Source organism: Mycobacterium sp., assembly GCF_035499775.1.
In the GTDB taxonomy this organism is placed as follows: Bacteria; Actinomycetota; Actinomycetes; order Mycobacteriales; family Mycobacteriaceae; genus Mycobacterium.
Map to the genome: position 1 here is coordinate 1 of NZ_DATJYB010000620.1, position 15,470 is coordinate 15,470.

Genomic DNA, 15,470 nt, shown 5'->3' on the forward strand with positions numbered 1-15,470 from the left:
GGTGCAACGCTACGGCGGGACCGCGGAGTACAACGGCGATGGTGTGATGGCGTTGTTCGGCGCCCCAGTTGCGTTGGAGGATCACGCCTTTCGGGCTTGTCTTGCGGCGCTGGCTATTCAGCAGGAGGCGGACCGGTTGGCGGCCGAGGTGCAGCGCCGCGACGGGGTGGCACTGCGATTGCAAGCGAACGCTGAACGCGGCATCGGTGATCGGAGCCCGCTTCGGCGCCGACCTGCTGGCCGCGCTGGGGACCGATCCCGTGTTCGACCAGTTACTGGGCGCGGAGCTGATCGATCAGGTGCAGTTCACCCCGGTCGCCGAGTACGCCTTCCGCCACCCGCTGATCCGCGCGGTCGCCTACGAGTCGCAGCTGAAATCCGGCCGCGCCGAATGGCACCGCCGCCTGGCAACTGCCATCCAAGAGCGGGCGCCGGGGTCGGTGGAGGAGAACGCCGCGCAGATCGCCGAACATCTCGAGTCGGCCGGCGAGCTGCACGAGGCCTATGGCTGGCATATGCGGGCCGGCGAGTGGTCAACCAACCGCGATATCGGCGCGGCACACGCGAGTTGGCAGCGGGCCCGCCAGGTCGCCGACCTGTTGCCGGGTGGTGATCCCGACCGGACTGCGATGCGCATCGCTCCGCGCGCCCTGCTGTGCGGCCACTCCTGGCGCGCCGGCGGCGCCAGTATTGCCGACACCTGCTTCGACGAACTGCGCGAACTCTGCACTGCGGCCGGTGACCAGATCTCGCTGGTGATGGGCACGTCGGGAGTGCTGGTGGCGATGAGTCTGAACGACCGGCTCCGCGAATTGCAGTCGATGGCGCCGGAGTACGTTCGCCTGCTCGAGTCCACCGGCGATCCCGCGCTGATCTTGCTGCTCAACACGGTGACCTTCGGCACGTTCAAGGCAGGTGATGTCGCCCGAACGCTGCCGTTGTTCCAGCGGGCAATCGACGTGGCCGACGGCGACCCCATCCTGGGCAATTTCTTCTTCGAATCACCGCTGGCCTGGGTGACCACCCTGCGGGGTCTCGCTCGTTGCAGCCTGGGACAGCCGGGCTGGCGCGACGATCTGCAAACGGGGCTCGCGATGGCTCGCGAGGTGCAGGGCGTGACCCAGGCTGCCGTCACCACGTATGGCTACACGATGGTCCTGATGAACGGCGCGATGGCGCCGGATGCGACGACGTTGCGGAACAGCGCCGACGCGCTGCGGGCCGCTGAACGATCCGGCGATGACACTTCGCTGGCGTGGAAGCGAGTCAGCCACGGCATCATGCTCATTCGTCTGCCCGATGGCGACAAGGCGGCCGGTATCGATCTACTGGCAAAGGGTCGTCAACACGCGTTCCGGCGCGGAGACCTGCTCACGGTGACGATGGCCGACATCCAGACCGCGGAATGGAAGGCGGATACCGGAGACGTCGACGCTGCTATCGAGATCGCCGGGGCAACGGTCGAGCACGTCTTCGACTGCGGCGAAGCGATCTTCCGGGGGCCGGCGTCGGCGGTGCTGGTGGAATCGCTCCTGCGCCGCGGAACCGAAAATGACCTGCGCGAGGCACAGCACGTCATCGACAGGCTGGCGGCCTCTCCGGCCGACCCGGGATTCGTGCTGTATGAGCTGCCACTGCTGCGGCTGCGCGCGCTGATGGCCCGCGCACGCAACGACCAGCAGGCATACCGGGAGTTCGCGCAGCGCTACCGCGAGATGGCGAAAACGCTTGGCTTCAAAGGGCATACCGCGCGGGCCGAGGCCTTGACGTGACGGGCGGCGGCGCTCGCCCTACTTAGGTTCGGTCATCCGGTCGCGCTGGGCGTCGGCGACCGCGGTGGCCACGCCCTCGGCGAAGTCCTCCCCGGTCAATTCCCGCAATGCCTGCATCTGCCGATCGGACACGTTCACGTCGTCTGCGGCCAGCAGCGCCTCCAGGTCGGCGGTGTCCAACAACCGGTTGTTGCGGTGGTCGCGGGCCCGTTCCACCACGTTGCGCACGAACCCGCCGTTGCCCAGCCAGTCGATCCCCCGGATCGTGTCGCCCTCCGGGGTGACCGACTTCTCGTTGTAGTAGCGGGTGAACACCGGCAGCAGCACCTCGGCGACACTGTCGGCGATGATGTCCTGGTTCTGCTCGCCCATCAGCCTGGTCAGCTCCCACAACTCCGGCGGCGTGTAGGACTCGAACCGGATCGTCGTGGCAAACCGTCGCCGCAGACCCTGGTTGGCGGTCAGCATGCGTTCCATCGCCTTGGGGTAGCCGGCGCCGAACACCACCAGCTCGTCGCGGTGGTTCTCCATGTACGGCAGCAGGGTCTCGATGATGGCCGTCCCGTACGGGTCGCCGTGCGAATACCCCTGGTCGTAGAGGTTGTGCATCTCGTCGATGAACACCGCGGCCCCCAGCGCCGACTCCAGCAGCGCCTTGGTGTTGTTCTCCGACTCGCCCAGGTGGTTGCCGACCAGCCGCGACTTGTTGGTTTCGATCACCGTGGGCCGGCGCAGCACCCCCAGCCCGCACAGTTGCTTGGTCAGCGCGCGGGCCACCGTGGTCTTGCCGCAGCCGGGCGGGCCGACCAGCAGCGTGTGCCGTGAGGCGACCGGCACCGGCAGCCCGACCTTGGCGCGGGCCTGGTTGACCAGCGTGGTGGCGCGGAACAACTTGACCTGACGCTTGGGTTCGGCCATGCCCAACATGGCTTCCAGCTCGGATTCGCCCTCGGCCAGGTAGTTGGCTGCCTCGTCGGCGTGGCGGGCGGCCTCGGCCTCCTTCGCCGAGGGCGCGCTGCCCGGGTCCCACGGGTCGGTGCGGGCCTCGATGGTCTCCGGGTCGGTGATCACCAGTCGTCGGCCCGGGTCGTCGAGGGCCTGGCGCGCCGGCGTGAACCCGGCGTCACGCGAGTACACCCGGCGCAGCAGCTGGGCGGCGTCCTCCTCCTTACCCAGGTGGCGCAGGCACATCGCCTGCGTGTACAGCGCGATCGTGGCGGCCGCGGGGACGTGCTCGACCTCGATGGCGGCCTTCGCGCGCCGGTACGCATCCTCGAACACCCCCAGCGACGCCAGCGCGGTGGCCGCCATCGCGGCTGCCGCACACCCGTAAGCCGGTCTGCGCCAGCGCTTCTCGGCGGGAAAGCAGCGCAGCACGTCGGGCCAGCGCTGGCCGCGGAAGTACAGCTGACCACTGATGTAGGTGTGCATGTCGAGATCGAACGGGTCGGTCGGGCGCACCTGCGCCAGCATCTCGTCGGCCTCGCGGTAGCGGCCGTCCCGCGCCAGCGCCGCCGCATAACAGATGGCCAGCGAGTCCTGGGAGGTGATCTCCAGCCGCAAGAACAGCCCGTCGAACACCATCGGCGAGAACTGCGACGCCAGCACCTGCAGCCGGCGGATTTCCATGCCCAGCGTCTCGCGGGCCCGCCAGGCCGCGGCCAGCACCTCGACCGAGTCGTCGCCGACGATCACCCGGGCCAGCCAGGCGTCGCACATCGACGGATCCGCCTCGGTGGCGGCGGCGAACATCTTGGCGGCCACGGTCTGGTTGTGGCTGGCCATCAAGCCGTTGACACTGACCCCGGAGGCCAGCAGGCCACGGCTGAACGCAACCCGCGCCGCCTCTGCCGAGGTACCGCTGGCCATCAGGCCGCCCTGCCCTCGGGCGGGGTACCGATGAGATTGCGCTCGGCGCTGACATCGATGTGGGCCCGGTACTGGAAGTCCGCGGTGCGGACCACCGCGGTGCGTGGCGAATCCTGCTCGACGTGCACATCGGCGACGCTGGCACTGCCCGGCGCCACCGCGCGCATCGTGATCGCCGCGGCCGGGCCGGCGCCGTGCGCCCGGTCATATACGACCATCACCCCACGCCCCTGGTCCGGCAGCTGCTCGGGAAGCTCGGGGAGCACCCGCAGCCCGGCGGCCGTGGCCTGACGCCACCGCGCCGGACGTCCCGAAACGACCAGCACCTGATAGCCGGTCGCCGCGGCGCGCAGCGCCAGCTGCACCAGCAGCGCCAGCTCACCGGCAACCGTGATGGTCGCGGTCGCCGCCGGGGCGGCCGCCCCCAGATCCACCAGCAGCGGATGGCCGGCGGTGGTCGCTCCGACGATCACGCCCGACGCACCGATCGGGGCGCGCAAGTCCTCGCCGGCCTGCAGCGGTCGATGCGGCGCCTGGATCGGCGGCTCCGGCGCGTCGGCCAGGCCCGCGCGCAAGGCCTGGTCGTGCCGTCCGGACAGCGGGTTGAGCCCGGTGATCGGCGGCTCCCGCAGCGGCCCGCCGGTGCCGTAGCGCACCAGCACCCCGACCGATGCGGGCCCGATGGGCGTGGGGCGCAGCTGGATGGTCGTGGCGGTGTACTCGGTGTCGGGCACCCACAGCCGGTCCAGCGTCGCGGTACTGATGTCGCGCGGCGACACCCAGTAGGAGGTGGCAAACCCGCGTTCGTGGCTGACCCCGCCCCAGTGCGGGCGGACTTTCTCGCCCACGCCGGCGGACAGCAACTCGTCGACGTCGGCCAGTTCGGCGGCGTCGACCACCCGCGCGGCGCAGTGCCGCGCCGACAGCTCCACCGCCAACCGCTGCGCGCAGGCGACCAGCGTGGCCGCCACCGACTCGCGGCACGCCACCGCGGCCAGGTTGTCCAGGCTGTTCATCCGCAACACGCACCAGGTGCGCCGCCGGCCCATGGCCGGATGGTCGCCGACGATCGTCGAATACGTGGCCGCGTAATGGTGGTGTGCCTTGGACGCCCGGCGACGGCCCACGCTCAGGATGTCGATGCCGCTCAGCGCGACGTCGAACTGGCGCAACGCCTCGGCGATGACCGACACCGGCAGGGTCGCCGCCGACTGCACCCGGTGATGATCCAGCACCGACGGGATGTGGGAGGGGCCGTCGACGGCCACCACGGCGATCAGGTCGTAGCCCGCCGAACGGATCGCCGCCGACGTCTGGGTCCACTGCAGCTGATGCTCATCCGCCGCGTCCACCGCGGTGCTGACCGGTTTGCGCCGACGGCGGCCCAGCAGCCTCAACAACGGGGCCCCGCGCCAGGTCAGCACGGCCAGCGCGACCACCAGCACCGCGACGGTCGCGGCCACCGGCAGCGCCGCGGGGCCGTGCCACAGCGTGCCCGCCCACAGCACCGCGACCACGGCCACGAACACCGCGACCACTCGCCGCCACCCCAACGCCAACCCCAGCGCGAAAGTCGGTCGCATCACCGGCTCCTGGACCGCATCAGCGACGCCGCGCCCACCGTCACCACGCTGCCGGCAGCGACCGCCGCAATTCCGGCCAGCGCCGCCCACACCGGGGTCATGTTGCGCGGCGGCACCGGCCGGGCGACCGCCAGCGGGGCCGAAAGCCGTTCCGGCGGAGCGGCTTCGCCGGGCGGCACGTCGTAAGTCAGGGCGGCGACCGGGTCCACGATGCCGTGCCCGATCTGGTTGTCCACGCCGCGCGCCGGCGGACGGGCGGTGCGGATCAGCCGACTGATCACCTGGTGGCTGGTCAGGTTCGGGTACTTGGCGCGCACCAGCGCGGCCACCCCGGACACGATCGCCGCCGAGAACGAGGTGCCCGCGGGCGCGACCATGGTGTTGTCCCGGCCTTCGGAGGCGTTGATCAGGCCGTCGTCGCGCGGGGACAGGCTTTGCATGTCGGTGCCGGGCGCGGCGATCGACACCCACGGACCGGCAATGCTGAGCTGCGTCAGCGGGGCACCGCTGGAGTCGACGGCGCCGACGGTCAGCACGTAGTCGGAGAACCACGCCGGGGTCACCACCGTCGTGACCCCGGCCCAGTCGCGAGGATCGTTGGGCCGCAACGCGTTATAAATCGGGTTCGGCTTGCAGTCGTTGTTGGAGCTGTTGCCGGCGGCGGCCACGATCACGACGTTGCGGTCGATGGCCGCGTAACGGATCGCCGCGCCCAGGTCCCGCTGGTCGATGACGTTGAGCGCCGACATGCACGAAACCTCGGACAGGTTGATCACCTGGGCGCCCATGTTGGCCGCGTGCACGATCGCACGGGCCATCGACCGGATGTCGCCGGCCTTGCGGCGGGTGGCCGGGTCCTGGTCGCCGCCGAAGGCGTCCTTGGGACTGAACGCCATCGAGGACTGCCGGATCGAGATGATCTGGACGTCGGGGGCGACGCCGGAGAACCCGTCGGCGGCCGGCACCGGCGGCCCCGGTGGCGGAGGCGGCGCGGGCGGCGTGGGTTCGCTGGGCGCCGAGGGCGGCGGAACGTGGCCGCCGGCGGGCCGGATCGTGTGCGTCTGCCCGCCGCCGTGCCAGCCCGACGGCGGTTCCGGCGGCGGCGGAGGCGGCGGCGCGGGCACCTGAACGGTGACCGTCTGCGGTGGCGGCGGTGGCGGCGGCTTCTCCTCGGTGGGCACCGTGTCGGGCCGTCGGGTTTGCAGGGGCGGCGGCAGCGGCGTCTTGCCGTCGGCCGGAAACGCCCCGATCAGCGACGCCACCCAGGTGCCGTGCGCGTCGCAGTCGGACAGCCCGTCGCCGCCGGCCACGACGTAGTCGCCGCCGCCGACCAGGTTGGGCAGTCGCGGGTGCGGGCTGACTCCGGTGTCGATGATCGCGACCTTGATGCCGGCGCCGCGGCCGAACCGCCACGCCTCCGGCAGGTTGAGCATGTCCATGTACTTCGGCTGCACCCGGTAGTCGGTGCCGGGCAGGGTGCCGACCCGGGTGCAGTAGGCGCCCTGGCGCATCGTCTCGGGCGGCGACGGCGGCCCGTCCGGAGGGACCGCACCGACGTCGACCTTCGGCGGCTCGATCGCGACCGCCGTGGGCATCGCCCACAACGCCGAACTGGCCAGCAGCGCTGTCGCCGCCATCGCTTGCGTCACTTTCGCTGTTCGCGCCACCACTGTCGTCCCCTACCGGTAGCGGATCGCCGCGAAGACGTTCATCAGCCAGAACGCCAGTGGGAACACCGCAACCAGCAAGGCGTACCCAAGCCACTCGACGAGCTGACGGAACACCGGAGTGTAGATGTGCTGGGGCACCACCACCGCCGCGATCAGTCCGGCGGCCGGCACCGCCAGGATCACCGCGCAGCCGATCAGCAGCGCCGGGGTGCTCCACAAACCGATCACGTAGCGCAGCGACACTCCGACGACGATGGTCACCGAGGTGACCGCCAACACGGTGGCCTGCCAGCGGTCGGTGTAGGAGCGGCCTTGCAGCAGCACCGCCGCCGCGACCACCCCGGACAGCACCAGCGGCAGGCAGCGCCGGTCAGCGTGCGGATCGCACAACCCGACGCAGCTGATCACCAGCAGCCCGCAGAACCCGGTCAGCAGCCCGGTGAGATAACTGTGTGCACGGTCGGTGGCCACCACCACGTCGCGCACCGACTCGGGCCCCTCCATCACCGGGTTCTCGCCGCCGGCGACGACGACCGCGCTGGGCAGATCGGGACGCGTCTCGAAGATCCAGCGCCCGGACGCCGACGGGAACACCGGTAGCCGGATCCCGGCCGCCCACCGGGCCAGCACCGGGGTGCGGTCCACACCCAGCACGGCGACCAGCAGCAGGCACGTCAACAACGTCACTGCCGAGGTCACCAATAGCATGCGGGCCACCCCTGCGACCAATGCCGCCGTGGCCAGCACGATCGCGGCCGTACACAGCGCCACATGGCGGCCGGTGAAGCGGATGACCAGCACCGCGGCGGCCACCACCACCGCACTGCCCATCCCCAGCTGCGGAGCGCCGACCCGCCCGGGGACCGCCGCCGCGGCGGCCAGCGCCGTCGCCAGGGCCCCGCACAAGACCAACAAGTCGGCCGGATAGCCCGGCCGGGACCTCAGCGCCACCAGCAGAGCCGCGATCAGCAGCACGGCGGCCAACCCGCCGGCGACCCCGGTGGTCAGCCAACCCACGTGGTCGTAGCGCCAATGAGCCAGCACGGCCAGCACCACCATCGTCGCGGTGGCGACCATCGCGGCGCCGACCCGCGCCGCCCACAGCGCGTCCACCCCCGGCCAGTGCCGCTTCAGCTCCGCGCTCACCGCGGTGGTCACGTGTTCGATGACCGGTGCGCGCGCCTCGGTGTCGTCGACGAACCGCAGCCACAGCCGCGCGCCGTCCACCACGCCCTGCTCGGCCAGCGACCGGCCGGGGCGGAGCGGGGTGCCGTCCACCCAGCACAGCGCCCAGCGGCCGCGCTCGCCAGACTCCAGCCGCGGCAGCCCGATCTCGCCCAGCCGGGTGTTGACCAGATCCACCAGCGCCGCGAGCTGCATGGCCACCGGAACCACCGCGTCGACGACCACCCCGATCTGGGTGTCGCCGACGATCAGGCCCACCAGCACGCGGCGGAGTTGCCGGCCGGTCGGTTCGGCCTGGGTGGTTGGCTGGGCGCGACGCTGGACGGAGGTCACCGCGCGGTCGCCCCCGCGGTCGCGAAGCCCTGCGCCAGCCATGCCGCCGCGTCGATATACGCCAGCTGGGTAGGCCGGCGCAACGCGTCGAAGTCGAGCACTGCCCCGTCGCGCAGGTGGGCATCCCACGGCACGGTCTTGACATCGCCCACCCGCGGACCCAGCGAATTACGCACAGCGGTAACGAATTTCGGGTTCGCGCAACGATATACGTCGTTGAGCAACACCATCGACCGGCGCAACAGCTCGTGGGCGTTGCGGGTGGCCAGCCAGTCGATGGTCTGCTCGGCGGCCATCGCGCCGTCGTAGTTCATCGATCCCACGATCACCAGCGCGTCCACCGACGAGAACACGCCCTCCATCACCGGATGTTCGATGTCGGGACCGCAGTCGATCACCGACAGCTGATAGAACCGCCGGGTCCGCGCGAGCGTGTCGGTGAACATCGACGCCGACAAGGCGAGTGGATTGGCCATGTTCTGGTTGCCGGACAGCACCTCGAGACCCTGCGGGTTCTTGCCGGTGTAGCTGCGCGCCTTCGGGTAGGCAGTCATATCGCTGTCCGCCATAAAATCGCGGATCGAGGCGGTGGCGCCGGGGTCGATCAGTCGCCCCAGGTTGCCGTAGGTGGGGTTGGCGTCGATCGCCAGCACCGGCTCGGTGCGATACAGCCCGAAAACGGTGCCGATACCGGCGGTGGTGCGGGTCTTGCCGATTCCACCGGTGACCGACACCACCCCGATCTGGTAGTTGCCCGGGATGTTGGTGCCGATGGCCGCGATCTGGTCGCGCAGGCGGCGCTCGGCCGGCCCGGCACCCAAGTTCACCGTGTGCCCGCTCAGCCCGTAAACCGTTTTGCGCCAACCCATTTCCGGCGGCAACTTACGGGACTTGACCAGCTCGTCGACGCGCAGATGCTGGCTGGTGCCGCCCGACCAGTGCGCCGCCCGCTCGGGGTCGGCGGTCTGCGCCCACGGCGAGGTCCCGGGCGGGGGCGCGGCGCGCTCGGGTGTCATCGACCAGCGCGGCCGGTCGGCAGGTGCCGGCGGGACGGGCCGGTGATTCGGGGGCGGCGGCTGCTGCCCCGAACTCGGCCGCCGCGGCTCAGGTGCCGGCCGCAGCGGCTCGGGCGCGGGCCGCAGCTCCTCACGCGGTGGCGGTGCGACGGGCGGCGGGGCCACCGGATGCTGCGGGGCCGGCGGGGGGCCCAGCTGCGGAGGCGGCGGTGCCGTGCGCGGTCCGGACTCGCCCGCCCACAGCGGACGGTTCGCGGGGCCGGGCGCGCCCGGCTGGTGCGCGGGCAACACGAGATTGCGCGTGGACAGCTCTTTGGTCTTGCCGTCGTCGGGCTCGATGACGTCGCTCGGCTCGCCGGGTTCGTCGAGGGCCGGCGGTACCGGTGCTTGCGGTTCTGCCACCGGCTCGCTGTCAGCGCGTCCCTGCCCCGATTCGCGCTCGCTGACCTGCTGCGGCTCATGCAGATAGCGGGCCATAAATTCTGAGTCCATTAATCTTCCCTGGTCTCGGCCTCGAGTCGGCCTTAGAAAGGCTTCTTGTCAGATAATCCTAGAGGCCCCAATTACCGCTAAACTACGGCGATCCAGGACTCCCAGGAAATAGTTAGTCAGTCATTTCGCGCGCGCTGTGATCACATGCGCCGGTGCGACTCCCACCGGGCGATGGGCAGGCTGGTCAGTACCGTCCGGATCGCCTGTTCGACGGCCGGGCCGGTGGCCGGCGCGAACGACATCCAATCCTGGGTCGACCCGCGCACCGCGGTCATCCGATGCGCGACCACCCGGCCCGCCTCGGTGTCACGCAGGTTCAGCATCGCGGCGCTGTAGTCGACCCTGGTGTCGTCGTAGGCACGCGCGTAGATCACCGCGTCCATCAGCGGATCCTCCAGCAGGACGGCCAGCTGCGCCAACGTCGCACCCGAGAGCCCGATCGCCCGCAGCGGCGCGTCGCGCGGCGCGCCCTCAGGCAGCTCTGCGCGTTCGGCCGCGGCTTTCGCGATGTCCTCCAGCGGCAGCGTCAACGGCGTCATGATCGCCGGCTCGCAGGGGTGCAGCCCGTCGAGTATCCCCAGCGCCACCGACCGCAGCCACTCCGCGCCGCCGTCCTCGACGGCGACGTCGTTGATCGTCACCTGGTCGCCGCCACGCACCGCGGAAACCCATCGGCCGTCCCGGCGGGCCAAGACCACGCGTAACTGTTCCTCGGGGATCGCCAGCCATGTCGCCGGGTCGTCCAGGTCGACCAGCGGCGTCCAGTCCATCGGGCCGCGCGAGACCCTCATCGCCACTTCCACATCGGGCGTCGCCAGCACCTGCATCCGCTGGGCCAGCGCCGGCGCGACCTGCCGATCGGTATCGACCAATCCCTCGGTGCGCAGCACCTCCAACCCGGGGTGCTGGTCCAGCCAGGAGTCGTCGGGGCCCGCCCCGTAGGGCACGGCGTTGAGTTCCGGCGCCAGGTTGGGGATCCCCAGCAGCGCCTGCAACAACCACAGTCCGTCCAGATTGACCGTGACGTCGCCCAGGGTCGGCGAGTCGATGCTCATCGATGGATCCTCCAATCAGATGCACCGGCGGCGGCACCGCCTAGCAGGTGCCGCCGCCGTAGAGGCAGGTTAAACCCAGGAACCGCCGACCGCGTTGTCGGTTTGGGCCATGTTGGAGCCCGCGGTTTGCACCTTGGAGCCGTGGGCGTTTGCCTGCTCGTAGATCACCTGGAAGTTGCGGCCCAACTGGGTAATGAACTCCTGGCACGCCGTCGAGCCGGCGCCGCCCCAAAAGTCCCCGGCCGCAAGGACATCGCGGACGATGGCCTGATGCTCGGCCTCTAGCGAGGCGGCCTGGGCGCGGATGGTGGCGCCGTGGGCGTCGACGTCGCCGAAGTGGTAGTTGATGGACATGTTGCTCCTAATCCGAAGGTCTGCGGGCGGTTAGCTGCTGAGGATGTGCTGGGAGGCCTGCTCTTGCTGCTCGTAGTTGTTCGCGTCGCGGATCAGCCCGTCGCGCACCCCGTGCAGCATGTTCACGATGTTGCGAAACGCCTGATTCATCTGTTCCATCGTGTCGTGGGACGTCGTCTGAGCGGTGCCGCTCCAGCCCGCACCCGCGATGTTCTGCGAGGACGCCCACATTCGACGCGCCTCGTCCTCCACGGTTTGGGCGTGCCCTTGGAATCGCCCAGCCATATCCCGCATTTGATGCGGGTCGGTCATAAAGTGTGATGTCATGGTTTCTCCTGGTTCTCCTTAGTGACTAAACGAGGCGCCCAAACCATTTGCTGCGCCGCATTTCTGAGTTTTATTTGGAGATACCGCTTGAGCAACGGCCATCGAAATTCACTTCGGCGTGGCCAGGTTTATGGCGGTTAACGCGGGCGCGGCAAGACCCGAATCGGGGTCCCGTACCGCGGTCCATTGGCGGCACCGCCCTGGTGGCCGCCCATCGCCGCCATCGGCGCCGCGCCACCCATGCCCGCTCCGGTGGTGCTGGGCGCCGCCGTCTCGGGCGCCGCCGCCGACGCGCCGACCACCACGGGCTCGCCGGTAGCGCCGCCGGTTTGCGAGCTGGCCGCCCACGTTGCGGGCACCGACAAGCCACCGAGGCTGCCCGCGCGGCCGACCGCGGCCGACACCGCGCCACCGCCCAGGCCGCCGACACCGCCCAAGCCCGATCCGGCCGCCGGGCCGATGGCAGCCGGGATCGCCCCGGCCGCGCCCGCGCTCGCACCGAACATGCCCGGATTGCCGAACGCGCTCATGAACGGCGACAGCAACGACTGGAACCCGCCCAGACTCTGCAGCGGCGAGGTCAGCCCTCCGCCGCTGAGGGGCTGCGCAAGCCCTTGCAGCACACTGGGAATCGCGCCCATCAGCTGTGGACCCATGCTCAACATTGAGTCCATGCCGGCGGGCATCGTCTGCGAAGCCGCCCCCGAAATGTTCTGCACGGTGTTGCCCGCGCTGGTCCCGCTGGCCTGGCCCACCGAGGCCGCTTGGGCGGCCAGCCCCGCCGGGTTGGTGGTGGGCAGCGGCGGCGTGAAGGGAGGCACCGCTGCCGTCAATCCGGACATGGCCACGGAGTACGTCGACATCGCGGTGACATCCTGGCCGAACATGCGCTGGTAGTCCGCCTCGGTGGCCGCGATCGGTCCAGCGTTGACATTGAAGACGTTGCTGGCCACCAGCGCCGCCAACCGCACGCGGTTCTCCGCGATCTCCGGCGGCGGCACCACCCCGGCGTGTGCGGCCTCGAAGACCATCGCGGCCTGCGCCGCGGCGGCCGCGGCCTCTTCGCACTGCGCGGCCGTCGCGAGCATCCACACGACATAGGGTGCGGCCGAGAGCGCCATCGTCATCGACGAGGGGCCCATCCACGACCCGGCGGTCAACGCCCCGAGCGCCGCCGAAAATGCAGCGGCAGAGGAACCCAGCGTCGCGGCCACCTCTTGCCAGGCAGCGGCCGACGCCGCCAGCGCGCCGGAACCGGGACCGCCCCACATCATCCCCGAGTTGATCTCAGGCGGGCGCACGAAGGTCGGAAAAACCACGCTGCCCGTGCCTCAGGTAGCTGCGATGGCGTTGGCCACCTCGGTGGCCGCGTAGCTGCCGGAGCTGACACCCAGCGTCGCCGCAAACATTTCGTGGAACGCGGTGTGCATCGCGCCAAAGGCCTGGTACATCATGGCGTGAGTGTTGAAAAACACTGCCGCCAGCGCCGACACCTCGTCGAGTCCGGGCGGCAGCACGCCGCTGGTCGGCTCAGCGGCTGCGGCGTTGCCGGCCGCAATTTCCGACCCGATCGCCTGGGCGCCTGCTGACGCTGCCGCTATGGACCCTGGATTTGCGGTAACAAACATGATGCCCCTCCTCGATCTGTGTCTGCCCAGCATACCGAGGGTACGGGGGCCGTTGCCGCACCGAAAATCCACAAAACCCGGGAGTCCGGGGGTTGCTGTCACAGGCGTCACTGCTGTCGCAGCGCGACCACCCGATTGTTGCCTGAGTCGACGACGTAGACGGTGCCGGCGGTGTCCACCGCCACCCCCTCCGGGCCGGCCAAACCGGTAAACGCCAGTTCGGTCGCGGCGTTGGCTCCCGGGGCCAACCGCAACGCTCGGCTATTGACGTTGTCGGTGACGTACACGGCACCGTCGGCAGCTACGGCCACACCCCAGGGGTGGTTCAGGCCGGTGAACGCCAGCTCCGTCGGGCCGGCAGCTCCCGCTGCCAACCGCAGCACGCGGTTATTGTGCCAGTCGGTGACGTAGACGGCTCCGGCACGATCCACTGCGACACCTGGGACGTCCTCGAGGTCAGGCAACGCGACCTGCGTCGCCGCGGGAGCTCCCGGGGCCAACCGCAGCACCCGGTGATAGCCCCAGTCGGACACGTACACGGTGCCGGCGCTATCCACCGCCACACCCGAGGGGCCATTGAGGTTGGTGAACGCCAGCTGCGTCGCGTCGGCAGCTCCCGGCGCCAACCGCAGCACCCGATTATTGCCCGAGTCGGTGACGTAGACGGCTCCGGCGCGATCCACCGCCACGGACGTAGGGAACTTCAGGTTGGTGAAGCCCAGCTCGGTCGCGGCGTCCGCCCCCGCGGCCAGCCGCAACACCCGATCGTTCTTGTAGTCGGTGACATAGACGGTGCCGGCGCCATCCACCGCGATACCGCCGGCACCGTTGAGGCCGGTGAACGGCAGCACGGGCCGGAAAGGTGGCGGCGGCGCAGCGGACGAGGTGGGTCGGTTCTGCGTGCCGGACGGGGCGGGGTGATGGGTCATTACGGCGGCGACGGTCGCGATCACCGCCACGACTGCCACCCCCAGCGCGGTCAGGATCAGTGCACGTCGCCGACGTCGTGGCGGACGCCCAGGCTCGATGCCCGCGGACACCGCGGGCAGGGGCGTGGCCTGCTGGGTGACCGCCGTGGTAATGGGTTCGGGGGCCGGCGTGGGCTCGGGCTCCGGTGCCGCCGGCGTGGGCTCGGGGGCCACCGGCGTGGGGTCGGCCAGCGCGGCGCGAGCAGCGGCTGCCAGCTCCGTGGCGCTCGGGTAACGCCCGGCGGGATCTTTGGCCATCCCGGTCGCGATCACCGCATCCATCGCCGCCGGAATCCTCGGATCGTGCTCAGACGGTCGCGGTGGCGGTTCCATCATGTGCGCCACCGCGATCTGTTCGAGAACCTCACCGGGAAACGGCAGCCGTCCCGTCAAGCACTGATACAACACACACGTCAATGCATAGGTGTCACAAGCCGGCCCGATCGCACCGGTGCGGAACCGCTCCGGCGCCATATAAGCCCAGGTACCAACCGTGGCCCCGCTGTTGGTGAGGCCCGTCTCCCCCGCCGCGCGGGCAATCCCGAAATCAATCAAATAGGCAAAGTCATCCGGTTCCAGCAATATGTTCGACGGCTTGACATCGCGATGTACCAAGCCCCGGGCATGGGCGGCATCTAACGCGGCGGCAATCTGCTCGATAATGGCCACCGCACGCGATGCCGGCAGCGGCCCGTTCTGCAGCACACTCTGCAGATCCCGGCCCGCGACGATCGGCATGGTGACGAACAACCGCCCGTCCACCTCACCAACATCGTGGACGGCGATCACATTGCGCTGATTCAAACCCGCAGCCTTGCGGGCCTCACGCTCGAAACGCTCGCGAGCGACGGGGTCATCGGCATAGCTGGCCGGCAACACCTTCAACGCCACCGGTCGTTCGATCACCGTGTCGTAGGCCCGCCACACCTCGCCCATGCCACCGCGGCCCAGCACCTCGATCAGCCGATAGCGCCCAAAAGGGGTTCCCTCCGTCGCCACCCCCGCAGCTTAAGTCCCCCTCGTCGACCGCACTCTCGAAACGCCTAGCCCGCGTGGGTGTCGGACACCCGTGGCATAATCGAATGTATGTTCGAAGAAACATCTGAGCCGGAGCCGGACCCGCAGGCGGGGGGTGGTGATGGGTTCGAGTGGCTGGAGCAGCTGTGTACGCAGCGGACCCCGACCGCGGAGTCGGTGGGTTGGCTGGCGCAGATCAGC

General features: G+C 70.1%; 13 protein-coding genes. 1 reads left to right on the forward strand and 12 read right to left on the reverse strand.

Going from position 1 to position 15,470, the window contains the following annotated elements; all coding sequences use genetic code 11:
• Window positions 1–184, reverse strand: a 184-nt coding sequence (locus VML93_RS37165) for a hypothetical protein (RefSeq protein ID WP_325618663.1), incomplete at its 3' end; no start/stop codon positions are given.
• A 22-nt stretch (window positions 185–206) separates the two neighbouring features.
• Between VML93_RS37165 and VML93_RS37170 the strand changes: the two genes are divergently transcribed.
• The gene (locus VML93_RS37170; RefSeq protein WP_325618665.1) at window positions 207–1,772 is read left to right on the forward strand and encodes a hypothetical protein; all 1,566 of its coding nucleotides are present in this window, start codon (window positions 207–209) and stop codon (window positions 1,770–1,772) included.
• An 18-nt stretch (window positions 1,773–1,790) separates the two neighbouring features.
• Here VML93_RS37170 and eccA read toward each other — a convergent pair whose 3' ends face one another.
• From eccA to VML93_RS37225, 11 genes are all read right to left on the reverse strand, one after another.
• Window positions 1,791–3,641 (reverse strand): type VII secretion AAA-ATPase EccA, encoded by a 1,851-nt coding sequence (gene eccA, locus VML93_RS37175; RefSeq protein WP_325618667.1) that lies wholly within the window; start codon window positions 3,639–3,641, stop codon window positions 1,791–1,793.
• On the reverse strand, window positions 3,641–5,224 hold the full coding sequence (gene eccE / locus VML93_RS37180; protein WP_325618669.1) for a type VII secretion protein EccE: 1,584 nt from the start codon (window positions 5,222–5,224) through the stop codon (window positions 3,641–3,643). The genes eccA and eccE overlap by 1 nt, the downstream gene beginning before the upstream one ends.
• Entirely contained in the window at window positions 5,224–6,861 is a 1,638-nt protein-coding gene (gene mycP / locus VML93_RS37185) for a type VII secretion-associated serine protease mycosin (protein ID WP_325618671.1), read from the reverse strand. The genes eccE and mycP overlap by 1 nt, the downstream gene beginning before the upstream one ends.
• A 42-nt stretch (window positions 6,862–6,903) precedes the next feature.
• Window positions 6,904–8,412, reverse strand: a complete 1,509-nt coding sequence (gene eccD / locus VML93_RS37190) for a type VII secretion integral membrane protein EccD (protein ID WP_325618673.1) — start codon at window positions 8,410–8,412, stop codon at window positions 6,904–6,906.
• Complete coding sequence (locus tag VML93_RS37195) at window positions 8,409–9,920, reverse strand: MinD/ParA family protein (protein WP_325618675.1); 1,512 nt, start codon at window positions 9,918–9,920, stop codon at window positions 8,409–8,411. Before VML93_RS37195 ends, eccD begins: the two co-directional genes overlap by 4 nt.
• 140 nt (window positions 9,921–10,060) lie before the next feature.
• Window positions 10,061–10,975: an ESX secretion-associated protein EspG gene (locus VML93_RS37200; protein WP_325618677.1), complete on the reverse strand. Its 915-nt coding sequence runs from the start codon at window positions 10,973–10,975 to the stop codon at window positions 10,061–10,063.
• Window positions 10,976–11,044: 69 nt separating this feature from the next.
• Window positions 11,045–11,329: a WXG100 family type VII secretion target gene (locus VML93_RS37205; protein ID WP_325618679.1), complete on the reverse strand. Its 285-nt coding sequence runs from the start codon at window positions 11,327–11,329 to the stop codon at window positions 11,045–11,047.
• A 30-nt stretch (window positions 11,330–11,359) separates the two neighbouring features.
• The gene (locus VML93_RS37210) at window positions 11,360–11,656 is read right to left on the reverse strand and encodes a WXG100 family type VII secretion target (protein ID WP_325618681.1); all 297 of its coding nucleotides are present in this window, start codon (window positions 11,654–11,656) and stop codon (window positions 11,360–11,362) included.
• 137 nt (window positions 11,657–11,793) lie between these two features.
• Complete coding sequence (locus VML93_RS37215; protein WP_325618683.1) at window positions 11,794–12,975, reverse strand: PPE family protein; 1,182 nt, start codon at window positions 12,973–12,975, stop codon at window positions 11,794–11,796.
• Between the two features lie 12 nt (window positions 12,976–12,987).
• Window positions 12,988–13,284 carry a PE family protein gene (locus tag VML93_RS37220; protein ID WP_414686547.1) on the reverse strand — a complete coding sequence of 99 codons (297 nt, stop codon included), beginning with the start codon at window positions 13,282–13,284 and terminating at the stop codon, window positions 12,988–12,990.
• Window positions 13,285–13,391: 107 nt separating this feature from the next.
• Window positions 13,392–15,251 carry a serine/threonine-protein kinase PknD gene (locus tag VML93_RS37225; protein WP_325618685.1) on the reverse strand — a complete coding sequence of 620 codons (1,860 nt, stop codon included), beginning with the start codon at window positions 15,249–15,251 and terminating at the stop codon, window positions 13,392–13,394.
• Between the last annotated feature and the right edge of the window lie 219 nt (window positions 15,252–15,470).